The organism is Phyllobacterium myrsinacearum (assembly GCF_014138285.1).
GTDB lineage: Bacteria > Pseudomonadota > Alphaproteobacteria > Rhizobiales > Rhizobiaceae > Phyllobacterium > Phyllobacterium myrsinacearum_A.
In genome coordinates this window covers 335,146-350,405 of record NZ_JACGXN010000003.1, presented here as the reverse complement: position 1 = coordinate 350,405, position 15,260 = coordinate 335,146, and the positions used below count along the sequence as shown (strand labels likewise).

The window sequence follows — 15,260 nt, the reverse complement described above, 5'->3', positions numbered from 1 at the left end:
GGCAGGCGGACAACTGACCTGATCGGTTAGAGATTGCCTGAGCTCTCCCAGGCGGATCGTCTTCTCACCCGATTGCAAGCCATGATAAACAATGACTATGGGCATCAAGAACTATCTGATCGAAGGCGGTTCCGGCACTGGAAAGACATCTGTCGCTACAGAACTGGAGCGGCGGGGCTACCATGTCATCCATGGTGATCGGGTCTTGGCTTATGTCGGTGACCCCGAGACGGGCCAGGCACTCGCAGGACCACCCGAAGGCGCAGACCGCATCGCTTGGGGATATGCGCACTGGATCTGGCCCGTTGACAAGGTCCGGACCATTGCTGCCGACATCACCCACCCTGCCACATTCTTCTGTGGCGGCTCGCGTAATTTCCAAAAATTTCTGCACCTGTTCGACAAGGTATTCGTGCTCGACATCGACGTTGAGACGTTGAACCGAAGATTAGATGGACGGCCGAATGAGCCTGGCTTCGAACCGGCAGAGCGGGCACTGGTACTCCACTACCATCGTACTCGGGAATATCTTCCTGCCGGCCTCACCATCGACACGTCAAATACCGTCGCACGTGTCGTCGAAGCTATCCTCGCTAACCTCACCTGAAGCCTTGCAGCGATTGTGATCGGAAAGGAAGCGCCCGATTTACTGCGGGATAATCGAAGTCGCGGGAACCGGTCACTGTGCGTGGTCACGGGCGGCTGTCGGAATGACAAGCCGGGTTGCCAAACGGTCGGAATGCGGGCGCAAAGCGGACATTCGAATTTATGACAGGCCAGACATCGGCACCAATCAGATTAAACAAAACAGCTTTCATCGGCTTTTTCAAAAGAACAGGATTTGAGGCCAGCGCTCCCTTTGATACCGGACCATCAAACAGCATCGATTGCCTCAATGTCTATGTTCCGACAAACCTCTTCATACATTTCAGCATAGACCTTATGCGCTGGGTTTATGACGGTTGGACTTTACTATCCTTCGATTAAGGATATTAAATATCCGTAATTGAAAATATGGCCCTTCCCATCGGTTCTAATTCCATGGTCAGCAGGAGACAAAAATGAGCCTACAGCACCTTTCACATTCCATTACCACATTGCGTGACGAGTTGGTTCCCTCGCGCTATGCCCTGAAAATTGGCGACATAGAAGTATTGGTGGTCAGCGACGGAGTGCTGCCGCTTCCAACGGTGATGTTGGGACACAACGCTGATCCTGCGGTTCGGGCAGCCTGGATGAAGGATATGTTCCTGCCACAGGATGCTTTCGACTGGCCGCTGAATGCGGTGGTGGTGCGCAGTGGCGAGCAGACGATCCTCCTTGATGCCGGACTGGGTCTGGACCCGGACTTGCATCTGCCGCGGGCCGGGCAGTTGATCAAGCGGCTGGAGGCTGCCGAAATCGAACTTGCATCCGTGACCGACGTGATCCTCACGCATCTGCATATGGACCACATCGGTGGCCTACTCATCGAAGGAGTAAAGGACAGGCTGCGTCCCGATCTGCGCATCCACGTGGCAGCAGCCGAGGCCAAGTTCTGGGAAGCGCCTGATTTCTCCCAAACACAAATGCCTGAGGGATTTCCAGACGCGCTTCGGGCGACTTCGAAGCGGTTCCTGAAAGAGTATCAGGATCAGATACAGCTGTTCGATGATGAGTACGAGGTGGCATCTGGGGTAGTCGCGCGTCGTACTGGCGGACATACTCCGGGACATTGTGTGATCCGCGTCGCGTCTGGAGGCGAAGGCCTGACATTCGCTGGCGATGCGGTATTTCCGGTCAGTTTTGACCAGCCAGATTGGCACAACGGCTTTGAACATTACCCCGAAGAGGCATCTCGCGTCCGGGTTGGCCTTTTGCGGGAATTGGCGGCCAGCGGCGAACTGCTGGTAGCCACTCACCTGCCGTTTCCCTCAATTGGCCGGGTGGCGATTGCCGGTGATGCCTTTCGCTGGGTGCCAGTCTTCTGGGACTATTGAGCGCTGGAGCTAGTTATCGCAAAGTCCCGGGTGTTCATCATCTCGCTTAGGCGTTTGCGGGTTTGAGCATCGGGCCCAATACGCCTCCGAACAATACCGCGCAGATGGTGAATTTGGAACGTCTGCGCGACCACGAGGTGAAAGTCGCACGGTTCTTCGCCGTTTTGACAACGGCTCAAGTCTGGTATTGCCAGTGCTGTCGAGCGGGCACTTTCATACGTGTTTTGCCAAATCAAGTATTTATTCGGAGCGAGAAGGGATACCCAACGGGTCTGCAGTCTGCCGCGACATGACAAGAGTGCCGCCACCGACAACCACGACTGTCTTCACGGTAGTAAGACAGGTTTTCGGGGGCCAGACCTGATTGGAGGTCGATCACCTCCGAAGCTTACAGCTTTCTGCCGATCTTGGTGGCAATACATTCCGGTTCAATTCATTCGGGTTCAGCGATGCGAATGGGACGGGTCCCGATTTCGGCGCCGGTCGCCCGGTCAATGGTGACCGGGTCAATTTCGGTCCCGGTTTCTGCGTCAAAAAACCGGGTCACTTCAGCGCCACCGGCCCGATGTTTGCGTCCCCATGCGCCGATTGTAAACAACACCGGCAGAAAGTCGTGGCCCGCTGCCGTCAGCACATATTCGTCCCGTGGCGGCCGCTCCGAGTAGCGGCGTTTCTCCAGCAAGCCGTCTTCTGTCAGGGCTGCCAGACGCCGGGTCAGGATCGTTGGCGCAATTCCCAGACTCTTGCGAAAATCATCAAAGCGGGTCAGCCCCGCATGGGCATCGCGCATGATGAGTATGCTCCACGCATCGCCCACAAGGGCAAGGCTGCGGGCGATGAGGCATGGCTGGTCTGAAAGATTCTTCATGTCGATATCTTTTTGATAGTGACTTAGTATCGAAATGATAGTATATGATCCTCAGACAATAATCCATACCAAAAGAAAGACAATGAAATGAGCAAGACACAACACGGCGTTGCCCTGATCACAGGCGCGTCCTCCGGCATAGGGCTGGCAACGGCGCGAGCACTGCAACGCGATGGTTACCGGGTGTTCGGAACCAGTCGAAAGCAGGTTGCCGATCTTCAGGGCATTACAATGCTGGTCTGCGATGTCACAGATGAAGAATCGATACAAAAAGCGGTCGACGAGGTCTTACGCCTTGCTGGACGGATAGATCTTCTCGTCAACAATGCCGGGATTGGGCTGCTTGGCGGCGCTGAAGAATCCTCGGCTATGCAAGCCAAGGCTCTGTTTGATGTAAATGTGTTCGGCGTCCTGCGGGTAACGAATGCGGTCCTGCCGGTCATGAGACGTCAGCGAAAAGGCAGAGTTATCAACATGAGCTCCATTCTCGGGTTGATCCCTGCACCCTACAACGCGCTCTATGCATCCACAAAGCATGCAATCGAGGGCTATTCCGAATCCTTGGATCACGAAATCCGCACGCAAGGCATTCGCGTCGTTCTCGTTGAGCCCGGCGCTACCCGTACCTCTTTTGAGGAAAATCTCACCAGAGCAGATCAGCCGATGCCTTTGTATGATACCGTTCGTGCCGACGCAGAGAGGCTGATGCGTGAAATTGTGGAAGCAGGGGACACGCCCGAGATGGTCGCCGATGTGGTCGTGAAGGCAGCAAACGCATTTTCTCCCAAAAGACGCTACACTGTGGGGAAGATTGCGGGACAAGTTCACTTCCTGCGTCGCTTCCTGCCAGAGTCATTCGTCGATAAAAACCTTCGCAAATACAATAAGCTTCCTGCCTGAACAATTACCGCTGGATTGTGTTTTCCGGCGGATCGCTAACTCGTACATAAGGGCGAACCCATGAAAGCGTTTCTGGTCGATCGATATGCAAAAGGCGCGGCTTTGCGGTTCGGTGAAAGTCCTGAGCCGGAGCTGCGGGAGAGCGACGTCATGGTCCAGATCCACGCTGCCAGCGTCAACGTTCTGGATGCCAAGATCAAAGACGGTGAATTCAAGCTTATCCTGCCATACCGGCTGCCCCTGATCCTCGGCAACGATGTGGCGGGTATTGTGGTTCGGGTAGGGTCAAAGGTTAGGCGTTTCAAGCCGGGTGATGAGGTCTATGCTCGTCCGGGGCAAGACCGCATCGGCACGTTCGCGGAGTTCATTGCAATAAATGAGGACGACGTGGCCATAAAGCCGAAAAACCTGACAATGGAGGAGGCTGCCTCGATCCCGCTTGTCGCTTTGACCGCATGGCAGGTGCTTGTTGAGCAGGCGGAGCTGAAACAGGGGCAGAAGGTACTGATCCACGCGGGCTCCGGCGGTGTAGGCACAATTGCCATCCAGCTTGCCAAATATCTCGGGGCGGTGGTGGCAACGACCACAAGCACTTCAAATGTCGATCTCGTCAAAAGTCTCGGAGCGGACATCGTGATTGACTACAAGACACAGAATTTTGAAGAAATCTTGCGGGACTATGATGTCGTGCTGAATAGTCTTGGCACGGACACGCTGGAGAAATCACTCCGTGTACTGAAGGCCGGCGGGAAACTTATATCGATCTCCGGTCCGCCTGATCCGGCCTTCGCCAAGCAGAACGGTTCAGGCTGGTTGCTCCAGCAGGTCATGCGCCTGCTGAGCTTTCGTATCCGAAGGAAATCGAAACGCCATCATGTCAGCTATTCGTTCCTGTTCATGACGGCAGATGGCGGACAACTCGGCAAGATCACGTCGCTGATAGAAGCCGGAGTCATACGGCCGATAGTGGATCGGATCTTCCCGTTCGACAAGACAAATGAGGCGCTGGCTTATGTCGAGACGGGCCGTGCGAAAGGTAAGGTTGTCATTGCTATGAAATGATCGTCGATGCCACCTCAGGGCAAAACACTGCCAAACATCTGATTAATGTTGTGGCGCCGACAATCTTACGCCGCACGTTTGAATGCCTGACCAAATAGCCGCAATGGTGAAATTTAATCGGGAAGATCGCTTAATTCAATTCGTCGATCAATGAAGAGATGAAGCACAGAACTCCATAAATCCTTCTGTGATTTCCGGTTTAGAAGGTGAATACGGTGTACGTGAGTAAGCGGTAATGCCTTATTGTCTCATTGTTTTTACTATTTAATCGAACTTTTTCTGATAACCTTTTAGTTTGTACAAAGTGCGCAGCGTGAATTTTGTGGTGAGTAAATACGGGATTGAATAAGCTCTCCGGAATGGCACTACCGGCGACAACTACGCGCGATGACCGGCGGCATGTATCCGGCTGATAAATCACCTGTCGTCGCATCTGCCAGTATCGTGTTTACGCGGCTCTTGGTTGTATTTCTGATAGATCACGACTGATCACCCGACGCCGTTCCATCAGATCGAAATCGGTTTGAAGGCCAAGAAAGAAACCTTCGGAAACCCCGAAATACCGAGCCAGGCGTAGATCCGTATCTGCCGTCACATCACGCTTTCCAAGTACAATCTCATTGATACGGCGAGGCGGCACATGGACAGCACGGGCCAAAGCATTCTGGCTGATGTGTAATGGTTCAAGAAATTCGTACAAAAGAATCTCACCTGGATGCGGGTTGGGCAACAGGTCTTCCGCCTTAGTGATAATCGACGATGCTGACATTATTCGGACCTCCTTGTTGCCAAATAAAACAAATGCGCCATTGCCCACTAATTCTGATCGAATATTGCCCTGACCGGGTGCCTTTCAAGGCTTCAATACGGTTACCGGGAGGGATACGAAGATCATCCAGAACTTTAGCCTGCTTGAGCATACGCAATTTACGAAGCGCAATCGCTTGAATATCCGACGGCAATTTTCGGCTTCGCACACCAGACCAAATTGTTTTGGTTTCCCGATCAGCAAAGCTTTGGATCATAACGTGAAAGATACCTTGTTCTGCCCTATAACGCAATGCGTTATAGGGCAGATTCCGAGTGCGAGGTCACCTCGCCAAAATGGCTGCAGGATTTCAAGGACGCCATCAACCTTGGTTCGACGGAAGATGCTCAAGCATTCTTACGTTCGGTTCTGCAAGTTTGGCACGATCGGTATCGGATTCAAGATCGAGGCAGATTGCGGGGCGTTGTTCGGCAATCTCAAGCGCCAGCGTTGACTTCCCAACTTGTCGAGGCCCCAGAAGTGGACGGCAGGTGTGGTTGAGGAGTTCTTGGAGTTCGGCGGTAATTCTGCGCTTAATCATCCTTGCAATATTGGATAGTAATTCCAGTATTGCGACGATATTGCCGCGATGCTCTCATTTTATCCAGTTATATCTAGGCTGGAAGCGGGCATCCAACCCATCATTGGAAATCAACATAAAGCTTCTTCATTGACTTTAACAGCCTTATGGCCTTTTGACCTCGTCATGCGTTTGCGAGGATCAGGGCGAGCAAGCCGGGGAACTTTGTTTCAATCTCGGCCCGCCTCAATTGAGACTTACGGCAGTTCCCATAATCAATCTGACGTATTAGCCCCGCCTCGCGAAGAACGCGAAAATGATGAGTACGCGTTGCTTTGCTAACAGGCAGGGCAAAAGAAGAACAGTTGCGTTCTGCACCATCAGGTTCGCGTGCCAACTCGGCCACGACGTGACGGCGAAGTGGATCGGCAATCGCCATTAGGATGGGACCCAGTGTCAACTCCTCCGATTCTGGGTGTCCGCCACTGTCAGCCATTGGAAATTCCATAAGGTATTAATTGCATCGTACCTACAATTCGGTTAGGTATGATGTATATCAAACCTGCCGGAGCAGTTCAATGGTGCAGCTATCAATAGATGAAGGCGAAAGGGCCTCCAGCGCACCCCAATGTGGTCCGGAACAAGGTGGATATTCAGGGCGCGCAGCGCCACTCGTTGCTCTTAGTCTGGGTGTAGCATTGGTTCAACTGGATGTGAGCATTGTCAATGTTGGTCTCGACCAGATGCGAGGCCTCATGCACGATGGTGTCACTGGACTTCAATGGGTGGTAAATGGTTACACGCTCGCTTTTGCGAGTTTGCTTCTCACTGGCGGAGCTCTTGGCGACCGGTTTGGCGCCCGCAGGATCTATCTCCTCGGTATGGGGTTGTTTACGCTGGCATCTCTGGCGTGCGGTATTGCCAGCACGGGATCATTTGTCATCGCGTCGCGTGTATTGCAGGGTTTGGGGGCGGCGATGCTGATGCCCTGTTCGCTGGCGCTTCTCGTGCACGCCTATCCCGATGAAAGAGAAAGAGCCAAAGCGATTGGAATCTGGGGTTCAGCCGGTGGTCTCGCCATGGTAGCGGGACCAGTGATGGGGGGTATTCTGATATCCTTCTTCGGATGGCGGAGTATATTTTTGATTAACCTTCCGATAGGGGGCATCGCTGTTTGGTTGACAATGCGCTACGCCGTAGAAACTCAAGAGAGACACAATAGGGGCATTGATCTGGCAGGACAGATTCTAGCGGTTGTCGCTCTGGCAGCACTAACGGGAGCCATCATCGAGAGCGGGCCACTTGGCTTGGGGCACCCGGCGGTGATAACAGCTATTTGTGTGTTCAGCATCGCGAGTATCAGCTTTGTTGCAGTCGAGATGCGGATGCAAACTCCAATGCTGCCCCTTGGCCTATTCTGCAGCCCGATATTTTCAGGAGCGGCTTTCATAGGCTTTGTACTGAATTCCGGCTTTTATGGCACACTTTTCCTGCTCAGTTTATATTTTCAGGATAGTTTAAAAATGTCTCCCCTGGTCGCCGGTCTCGCCTTCCTGCCTATGATGGGACTAATCGCCCTAACCAACATCGTTTCCGGTCGTATCGCCGTGCGTTGGGGTAATCGGCTCCCGATCACATTGGGTCTGGGCTTGACCACCATGGGTTTCGTTGGTCTTGCCACCAGACTGAGTATCGAAGCCGATTATAGAAGTATCTGGTGGGCGCTTCCACTCATTGGTTTGGGAACAGCTCTCACTGTCCCCCCAATGATCGGTGCACTACTCGCAACAGTGGAAAAGAAACACGCTGGTATCGCCTCCGGCGTCCTTAATGCTTTGCGCCAGACTGGTGGCGCCATCGGGGTAGCTGTATTCGGCGTCCTCGGCGCCGGCGCAGCGTCGATTGATGGAATGCGTCAAGCCATGCTGGTGGCGGCCGTTGCAACCCTGCTTGCAATGTTTGTTGCTCTGCTTTGCATCCGGCCAAGTCGAAATTAATGGGAGGAGCATGGTTTCGTTCGAGAAGCACGATCCGTCCTCATCATTAAGGCCAACACCTATCTCTTAATGAGCGTGCCCACATTAATCACCACGATTAGTGAAGCCGGGTGATTTCAATTGCTGGATAATAAAGAGACCGGAAACCGTGTGCCACAATCTGGGGCAACAAACACAACCTCTGTATCCTAAATAAAGTGCCAAACTGATGCACTCTGGAGTGAACCCCTCGGGCTGGACCAGCGAGGCGCATCAAACTAAACCGCCCGACGGGCAAGTTGGGTTTCAAATTCTTCTGGTGCTCGATAGCCGAGCGCCGAGTGAAGGCGCCTGGAATTGTAGACATGTTCTATGAACGTCGGCAACCGCTCGGCGACATCCGAGAAGGTCCCGTAGCCAGCGGGGTAGATATCCCGCAACACAGCAGGCGATCCGTATCGCTGCGGAAGAGTTCGCCAAGCGCGGCCTGTCCCCGCGATCGTGTAAGGAAGTAAGCGAATGATAGATCGACGTTCAGGGGGCAAGAAAAAGAGCTGTTCTCTTAGGTGCGCTAAGATAATTCAAAAATAAATTCAATATGTTGTTTGCTATCTGCAAAGATGGGAGGTATCAGTCAAGTCTTCTAAACGTCTTCGGGAATTGTGTAGGCAGCCAGCTCGTCTGGTGTACCATTTGGGAATGCCTGTTTGAGAAACTCCAGGAAAGCCGACACGCGGGCACTAAGCAGCCTTCGCGATGGATAGAGCACCCATAGCGAGATCTCCGATCCTTCGATATCGCCCCAGTGCAGCAAAGTGCCATCGGCCAGATCATGGCTCACCAACGAGATCGGCAAACGTGCGGCGCCGACGCCGGCTCGCACTGCATCTCGAACCATCAGGAGTGATGACAGGGCGAGGACCGGCTCGATCTTGATCTTCGCAACCCCTTGCAAGGACATGATATTCCAAGTCTGTCGATCGGCGGTTCCCCGCACGACGCCCGGCACTGGCAAGTCGCCGGCAGTCCGGGGAAGATCGGGGCTTGCAACCACAACCAGGCGGTCGTGGAGAAAGGCGCGGCCGACGAGGCTTTCGTCCGGATCCGGATTGACCCGGATCACGAGATCATAGCCTTCCTCAATCATGTCTACAGCCCGGTCTTCCGTGGTGATCTCCAGCCTCACTTCCGGATATTTGAGCGCAAAACCCGCCGCAATCTTGCCCATGGCGGTATGCGACAAGTGGAGTGGGGCGCTGATGCGCAATCGGCCACGCGGCTTCTCAGCACGAGATGCAATGGCGGCGGCCGTCTCTGCGAGCTCCGTCAACAGCGCGGCTGTTCGCTCAAATAGGGCGCGTCCTTCCTCGGTAAGCTTCAGGTTGCGAGCGCCCCGTTCAAAGAGCCGAAGCTGAAGTGCGGCCTCCAGTTCCGTGACGCGTCGAGACAGCGTTGCCTTCGGCCGGCCGGTGGCGCGCGCTGCTTTGCCGAAGCCCCCATGGCGGGCCACAAGGTTGAAGTCAGTAAGAGCAACGAGATCCATTGTCCGTTCCACTAGTGAGACGCAGTGTCTAGATTGATGGTCTATTGGATTGACAATGAGCCATCCATATTCGGGGTGTCAAGCATAACCAACCCGGAGAAAATCCAATGACCATTCTCGTTACCGGCGCCACAGGCAACATCGGCAGCCAAGTTATCCAGCACCTCGTCGACCGTGGCGCAGACGTCCGCGCTCTCGTTCGCGATCCTTCCAGGGCCAGCTTCCCGGCGGGGGTCGCCATCGTGAAAGGTGACTTCCTCGACGTCGACTCGCTGCGTAGCGCTTTCAACGGCGTATCTACGTTGTTCCTGCTGAATGCCGTCGTACCGGATGAATTCACCCAGGCATTAATTGCGCTCAATGTCGCCCGCTCGGCCGGCATCGAACGGATCGTCTATCTCTCCGTAATTCACCCGGACGTCTACGTGAACGTGCCGCATTTCGCCGGCAAGTTCGGCGTCGAGCGAATGATCGAACAGATGGATTTCCACGCTACGATTCTGCGTCCGGCCTACTTCATCCAGAACGATCTGACAATCAAGGACGTCATCACCGGCTACGGTGTCTACCCGATGCCCGTCGGCGACAAGGGCCTTGCCATGATCGACGTGCGCGATATCGCGGAGATCGCCGCCCTGGAGCTGTTGCGCCGCGAACAGGCTGAACAGCCGCTACCGCTCAGCCGCTTTAACCTGGTCGGCCCCGAGACACTCACCGGACCAGATATCGCCGCCATCTGGAGCAACGTTCTTGGTCGCCAAATCAACTACGGCGGCGGCGATACGCAAGCGTTCGAGCAGAACCTCGGACAGTTCATGCCCGCGTGGATGGCCTACGACATGCGTTTGATGGGCGAACGTTTCCTGACAGACGGCATGCTTCCCGAAGGTGGCGACGTCGAGGGCCTGACGGCACTACTGGGCAGGCCGCTCCGCTCCTATCGCAACTTCGCCTCCGAAACTTCTGCTTCTGCCTGATGTAGTCGTCGCGCATTCCCAAACAAGGACCATCGTCATGATCTATTGGATCGCAATAGTGCCGATAAATCCGGACGGCGTAACAAAGCTGACCCGCGAGCAGGCCTGGAAGGGCCTGCTCTGATCACCACCAACCACAACGCCGGAAGGGCGGCCTTTTGAGAGGCGCCCCGTCTGTTCAAAGGACCGAAATCATGACCACGTCAGCCACTGAAACACATTTCGCTGCCGGACCGAAGATCCTGGTCCTCGGTGCCACCGGGCCGACAGGCCGCCATATTGTCAGCCAAGCTCTCAGCCGCGGCTACGATGTCACCGTTCTGGTGCGCTCGCCGGAAAAGGCCACGGATCTAGAAGGAGCAAAGCTTGTGGTGGGAGACGCCAGGGATGAGAAAGTGCTGCGCCAGGCCGTCAAAGGTCGGGATGCCGTGATCAGCGCACTCGGCACACCTGCGAGCCCGTTTCGTGAGGTCACCCTTCTTTCCACAGCGACCCGAGCGCTTATCAGTGCCATCAAGGCAGAGCGGGATTTACGTCTTGTTGTCATCACCGGTATGGGCGCCGGCGACAGCGCAGGACACGGCGGCGTTGTTTTTGACAAGCTGATCTTCCCTCTGCTCCTGCGCAAGGTCTATGCCGACAAGAACCGCCAGGAAGCCATCATCAAAGACAGTGGCCTCGATTGGACCATCGTTCGGCCATCGATCTTGAACAATAAGGTCGGACGCGGTGCGATCCGGACGCTCACAGACTTGAGTGACTTCCATGGCGGCGCCATCGCGCGTCAAGACGTTGCGACGTTCGTGCTGGATCAAGTGACCTCCAGGGAGTGGTTGCGGAAATCGCCGTTGCTTACGTGGTAATGACCGAGAAAGAGGTGGATGCGTTCAAATGTGGCGAGCTGAAGTCAGCACGGTCCCGCGCGTCGGCCACACGCTCTGGACCGAAGAAGCGCCGAGAGCAGTTTCCCAACGGCGGGAGTTGGTCCATAAGCCGCCATCATCCTCGGCTGACAGCACTGCGCCGTGAAGGTCCGACTATCGGAGCGTGGAACTTCCTCAAATTGGTTGCTGTCGTTATGCTCCCCGCTCTCGGGTTTACCCTTGCCGTCCTGCTCGTCCAGTAACGCCTGCCGAATACTGAAAATCCTGACCCGGCTCGAAGTATAACATTTGACATAGTGCACGGAACAAATCCTCACTCGAAATCTCTAAGGCGCATTTTTGGCGAATGGACAGTTGATCCAGCCCTTTGAGGTCAAGGGTTCCGATGGCGACGGCTACTGGCTGGTGCATATAGAAAGCCGACGAAACGCCCCCAAGATCGAGGTATTCCGGGCAGTTCAACGAGAGGGTCTCTTAGCATCGCGGACAAGATGTTCTGCCTGTGCGGCGGCATTGAGGATGGATATATGTCCGAGGAAATCGTCCAGAATCGTCGCGACACCAAGAAGCAATTGCTGATGCGCCTGTTTCAATGGCAGCGTAAGGCAGCGAAATGGATGATCACTGACAAGCTGCAATCTCATGGGACGGCAAAGCGCCGGGTGATACCGCATGTCCGGTACATCAAGTTATCGTCACCGTATGAACACCAAGGCAGAGTGGAAAACCGACACCAATACACTCGCCTGAAATTTATGGTTACCAAAATTGCTGCAATCGTTCTTGGATAACGTGGGATCACCAGCACGAGTTTTGAAGGAGACTGTCGCAATCCAAAGATTGTCCCTTAGCGAACAGAGCCTTGACGATGATCGCTATCAGGCATTCACTCAATCCGTCTCTGGCCTCGTTGAGCCTACGCGCCGTCAATAGATGGGCGCCAACGTCAAAACGTGTGGGCTCACTTGGCTCAATATCAGAGCGTTCGCGGCCGAAAGGAGTAAATGCGAATGACGAAGCATGGAAGGCAGCGCCGCAAAACCGATGACCAGTTTATTCTAGACAAAGCAATGGAGCGCGCTTCGGGCGTGCTTGGACGACATGCAGATTATGATCGAGTGCGATCCGCAATTACAAAGTTTCTAGACCTTGGCGAGCGTGACTTTGGTCGATTGGCCGACATGGCGGTCAAGGTGGAACTTTCTGTAGCTCGATACGAGGCGACCCAGCGTGCCGCCAACACCAGCGACATAGTCTCAAACGATATACGCTCCCGTATGAATTAAGCTATGTTCATCAGGTTTTCATATTCCTGTTCAGCTACGCCATAGTAACCACCAGCGTCCTTAACCAATCCAGCACGATTTATAATAGTTATCTTTCCTCTGGACGAGCGGATATAGCCTTTCCCTTCGAGAACATGCAGAGTTTCCGTCACCCACGGCCTGCGAACACCAAGCATCACAGACATAAACTCGTGCGTAAGAAACAAGTCGTTGCCGTTTGTGCGGTCATGCACCATCAGGAGCCATCGTGCCAGACGTGTTTCAGCGTTTGCTCTTCCGTTAATAAGAGAAGTAGTGGCTGATTGGATTATAACCGATTGAATATACAGAAGCAGACGGCGGCGAAGCGTATCGCTCGAATCCACCGCAGCACTAAGCTTATCCGTCGAAATTCTGTATCCCATACCTTCCAATTGAATATAGACGGGTAGCGGGCTCAACGTGGTCCCGAGGATTATGGAAGATCCAGTCATCCCCTCCCTGCCGGCAATACTAACTTCGATATCTTTGCCGCCGGGAGTTTTTGCTACGGTAGAGGCGATACCGGTTTCCAGGAAAATAGCATATTTGATTTCCTCACCAGGCGTTTGGATCACATCACGCAATTTATACCTGACTAATTCAAGATCGGGCGCTAATAATTGGTAGTCCTCTGGCTCAAGCCGCGCGAGCAGCCTGTTTTGGACGGTAAATTGGTTGATATTCATCAGGTCCTCCCGGCGAGGAACAAGATGGCGATCCAACGCTTCTTCAAAAGAAGATTGAGTAGACGATTGAACAACCGTATCAAGGTATTGTCCGCCAGAGGACAAAACATGCGATGGATTCTAACCAAGCCTCTGAGAGTACATCAATGGTTCAAACCGCAAAGTATCGTAGGCTGTTGCCCGGCCATCCTATACCTCCTGATGCAGTTCGCATAAGGATATTTCAGGAACGTGGTACGACGGTTGCAGAGGTGGAGTGGCCAAGCAATGAGCTGACCAATGCAGGGGACTATTTTTATGCCACTCACGTGCCATTGGCCTTTGAGCGAGCGCTGGATGTTCAAGAGAATTATGGATTTAAAGAAATAGTCGTTATTCTCGACGAGCCGGTATCCTGGGATGACAAATGGGGTGTGCTCGAAAGTGAATAGGCTACACAGTGTAGTAATGCCTGAATTGCGCAGCAGGAGGCGTTTCAGCCTGATTGTGATCACACGTTAGCTTCTTAGACGTCATGATCGAAAGCCCTTCTGTCCCATCGATTATTCTCGTCTATCACAACAATTTCCGCGAAATTATAGTGTTTTGCCGCGTCATAAGCTCTTTCAACGGATGAGCCCGGCTAGTCGCGGACCAACGCTCGCGCAACTACGAACTCAGCATCGGGTCCCGCACCCATGATAAGCGCGGAGGCGCGATTGCGTTGCCACGGTCGCCCGACATAGAAGAGGCCTTTCAAAGGCGATACTCCTTCGTATTGAAGGACGGCGCCATCGTCGGATTTCGTTCCAGCAATGTCGATCCAGCTGTTTTCGTCCACATAACCAGTCGTCCAAATGACAGACGAAATTTCCGTTGAGGTCTCATCTGCGAATATGGCGGTTTGGCCTGCTGCTGAGAAGAGGCGCGGTTTGATGGTGATCCCTAGCCTTGTTAAATTACCGAGGCTGCGTTCACGATCGGGGAATGGATCGGCCTTGCGCATGAATCGTCCAATGACGGAATGCGGGCGTGCTTGCAAGAAGCGAAACTTTTCAAGCCACCACCAGATATTTCGGCCAAGTATGGTCTCTGGAAGCAGTCGGCGCTGGCGACCCGTGGCAAGAAGGACTTCGTGGGTCGTCGCGAGATCGGCTGCAATATCGCGGCCGCTAGCGCCGTCGCCTATGATGAGCACTGGTCCGTCGGTCACCTGCATGGGATTGCGATACGAGGATGTGGTAAGTTGAGTGACTCGGGATGAAAACCCGTAAGCTTCGGTAGGCAGCTTTGGTCGCTGGAAGGCGCCCACGGCAATGATTACCCTGCGGGCTGTGATGGCGCTTCCATTTGCAAGCCGCGCAACGAAAGCGCTCCTGTCCAGTTTCGCCAACCGGACGATAGGTGTCCCAAGCCTGATTGGCAGTTCCAGCTTTCGAGCATAATTTTGCAGATAGTCTGCAAATTCATCGCGGTGGGCATACCCATCCGGGTCGCCTTTCAGTTCGAGACCTGGCAACTGGCTGAAGGCGCGAGGCGTGAACAGGGTCAGTGCGTCATAACGGTTGCGCCAACTGTCGCCCAACTGCATGCCCCCTTCTACGATCAGAAAATCAACCCCGGTCTTCTTGAGGTGGTAGCCTGCGGCGAGCCCAGCCTGTCCTCCGCCGATCACCAGCACATCGAGATCACCGAGTTCTCTATCTTTTTCTGCCACCTGGCCGGTTCTCCTCACCAATTTGGGCAAAGCCGTACACCCTCTAGTCACTAG

General features: G+C 54.1%; 17 protein-coding genes. 10 read left to right on the top strand and 7 right to left on the bottom strand.

What is annotated here, in order from left to right; genetic code table 11:
* The first annotated feature begins 97 nt into the window (after positions 1–97).
* Complete coding sequence (locus FHW16_RS13890) at positions 98–607, top strand: nucleoside kinase (RefSeq protein ID WP_182549965.1); 510 nt, start codon at positions 98–100, stop codon at positions 605–607.
* A gap of 454 nt (positions 608–1,061) precedes the next feature.
* Positions 1,062–1,979, top strand: coding sequence for an MBL fold metallo-hydrolase (locus FHW16_RS13885; protein WP_182549797.1), 918 nt, complete (start codon positions 1,062–1,064; stop codon positions 1,977–1,979).
* Between the two features lie 433 nt (positions 1,980–2,412).
* On the opposite strand, the gene FHW16_RS13880 is transcribed toward FHW16_RS13885, so the two are convergent.
* Positions 2,413–2,847 (bottom strand): winged helix-turn-helix transcriptional regulator, encoded by a 435-nt coding sequence (locus FHW16_RS13880; RefSeq protein ID WP_182549796.1) that lies wholly within the window; start codon positions 2,845–2,847, stop codon positions 2,413–2,415.
* A gap of 87 nt (positions 2,848–2,934) precedes the next feature.
* Between FHW16_RS13880 and FHW16_RS13875 the strand changes: the two genes are divergently transcribed.
* Positions 2,935–3,747, top strand: coding sequence for an oxidoreductase (locus FHW16_RS13875; protein WP_182549795.1), 813 nt, complete (start codon positions 2,935–2,937; stop codon positions 3,745–3,747).
* Between the two features lie 60 nt (positions 3,748–3,807).
* Positions 3,808–4,809 (top strand): NADP-dependent oxidoreductase, encoded by a 1,002-nt coding sequence (locus FHW16_RS13870; protein ID WP_182549794.1) that lies wholly within the window; start codon positions 3,808–3,810, stop codon positions 4,807–4,809.
* 448 nt (positions 4,810–5,257) lie between these two features.
* Here the strand turns inward: FHW16_RS13870 and FHW16_RS13865 are convergent, their stop codons facing one another.
* The 3 genes from FHW16_RS13865 to FHW16_RS13855 form a co-directional block, all read right to left on the bottom strand.
* A complete protein-coding gene (locus FHW16_RS13865) occupies positions 5,258–5,578 on the bottom strand; it encodes a HigA family addiction module antitoxin (RefSeq protein ID WP_182549793.1) in 321 nt (106 codons plus the stop codon).
* The gene (locus FHW16_RS13860) at positions 5,553–5,834 is read right to left on the bottom strand and encodes a type II toxin-antitoxin system RelE/ParE family toxin (protein WP_182549792.1); all 282 of its coding nucleotides are present in this window, start codon (positions 5,832–5,834) and stop codon (positions 5,553–5,555) included. The genes FHW16_RS13865 and FHW16_RS13860 overlap by 26 nt, the downstream gene beginning before the upstream one ends.
* Before the next feature lie 487 nt (positions 5,835–6,321).
* Positions 6,322–6,633, bottom strand: a complete 312-nt coding sequence (locus FHW16_RS13855; RefSeq protein WP_182549791.1) for an ArsR/SmtB family transcription factor — start codon at positions 6,631–6,633, stop codon at positions 6,322–6,324.
* An 82-nt stretch (positions 6,634–6,715) separates the two neighbouring features.
* Here FHW16_RS13855 and FHW16_RS13850 point away from each other — a divergent pair, with 82 nt between their 5' ends.
* On the top strand, positions 6,716–8,134 hold the full coding sequence (locus FHW16_RS13850; protein ID WP_182549790.1) for an MFS transporter: 1,419 nt from the start codon (positions 6,716–6,718) through the stop codon (positions 8,132–8,134).
* 622 nt (positions 8,135–8,756) lie between these two features.
* On the opposite strand, the gene FHW16_RS13845 is transcribed toward FHW16_RS13850, so the two are convergent.
* On the bottom strand, positions 8,757–9,656 hold the full coding sequence (locus tag FHW16_RS13845; RefSeq protein WP_182549789.1) for a LysR family transcriptional regulator: 900 nt from the start codon (positions 9,654–9,656) through the stop codon (positions 8,757–8,759).
* 107 nt (positions 9,657–9,763) lie between these two features.
* Here FHW16_RS13845 and FHW16_RS13840 point away from each other — a divergent pair, with 107 nt between their 5' ends.
* The 4 genes from FHW16_RS13840 (at position 9,764) to FHW16_RS13825 (ending at position 12,803) form a co-directional block, all read left to right on the top strand.
* The gene (locus FHW16_RS13840) at positions 9,764–10,633 is read left to right on the top strand and encodes an SDR family oxidoreductase (RefSeq protein WP_182549788.1); all 870 of its coding nucleotides are present in this window, start codon (positions 9,764–9,766) and stop codon (positions 10,631–10,633) included.
* A gap of 194 nt (positions 10,634–10,827) precedes the next feature.
* A complete protein-coding gene (locus FHW16_RS13835; RefSeq protein ID WP_182549787.1) occupies positions 10,828–11,496 on the top strand; it encodes an NAD(P)-dependent oxidoreductase in 669 nt (222 codons plus the stop codon).
* Positions 11,497–12,044: 548 nt separating this feature from the next.
* Positions 12,045–12,308, top strand: a complete 264-nt coding sequence (locus FHW16_RS13830; protein WP_182549786.1) for a hypothetical protein — start codon at positions 12,045–12,047, stop codon at positions 12,306–12,308.
* A 219-nt stretch (positions 12,309–12,527) separates the two neighbouring features.
* Positions 12,528–12,803, top strand: a complete 276-nt coding sequence (locus FHW16_RS13825) for a hypothetical protein (RefSeq protein WP_182549785.1) — start codon at positions 12,528–12,530, stop codon at positions 12,801–12,803.
* Here FHW16_RS13825 and FHW16_RS13820 read toward each other — a convergent pair.
* A complete protein-coding gene (locus tag FHW16_RS13820) occupies positions 12,800–13,510 on the bottom strand; it encodes a Crp/Fnr family transcriptional regulator (protein WP_182549784.1) in 711 nt (236 codons plus the stop codon). The genes FHW16_RS13825 and FHW16_RS13820 overlap by 4 nt on opposite strands.
* Positions 13,511–13,656: 146 nt before the next feature.
* Here FHW16_RS13820 and FHW16_RS13815 point away from each other — a divergent pair, with 146 nt between their 5' ends.
* The gene (locus FHW16_RS13815; protein WP_182549783.1) at positions 13,657–13,941 is read left to right on the top strand and encodes a hypothetical protein; all 285 of its coding nucleotides are present in this window, start codon (positions 13,657–13,659) and stop codon (positions 13,939–13,941) included.
* Between the two features lie 191 nt (positions 13,942–14,132).
* Here the strand turns inward: FHW16_RS13815 and FHW16_RS13810 are convergent, their stop codons facing one another.
* Positions 14,133–15,206 carry a flavin-containing monooxygenase gene (locus FHW16_RS13810; RefSeq protein ID WP_348643889.1) on the bottom strand — a complete coding sequence of 358 codons (1,074 nt, stop codon included), beginning with the start codon at positions 15,204–15,206 and terminating at the stop codon, positions 14,133–14,135.
* Positions 15,207–15,260 lie beyond the last annotated feature (54 nt).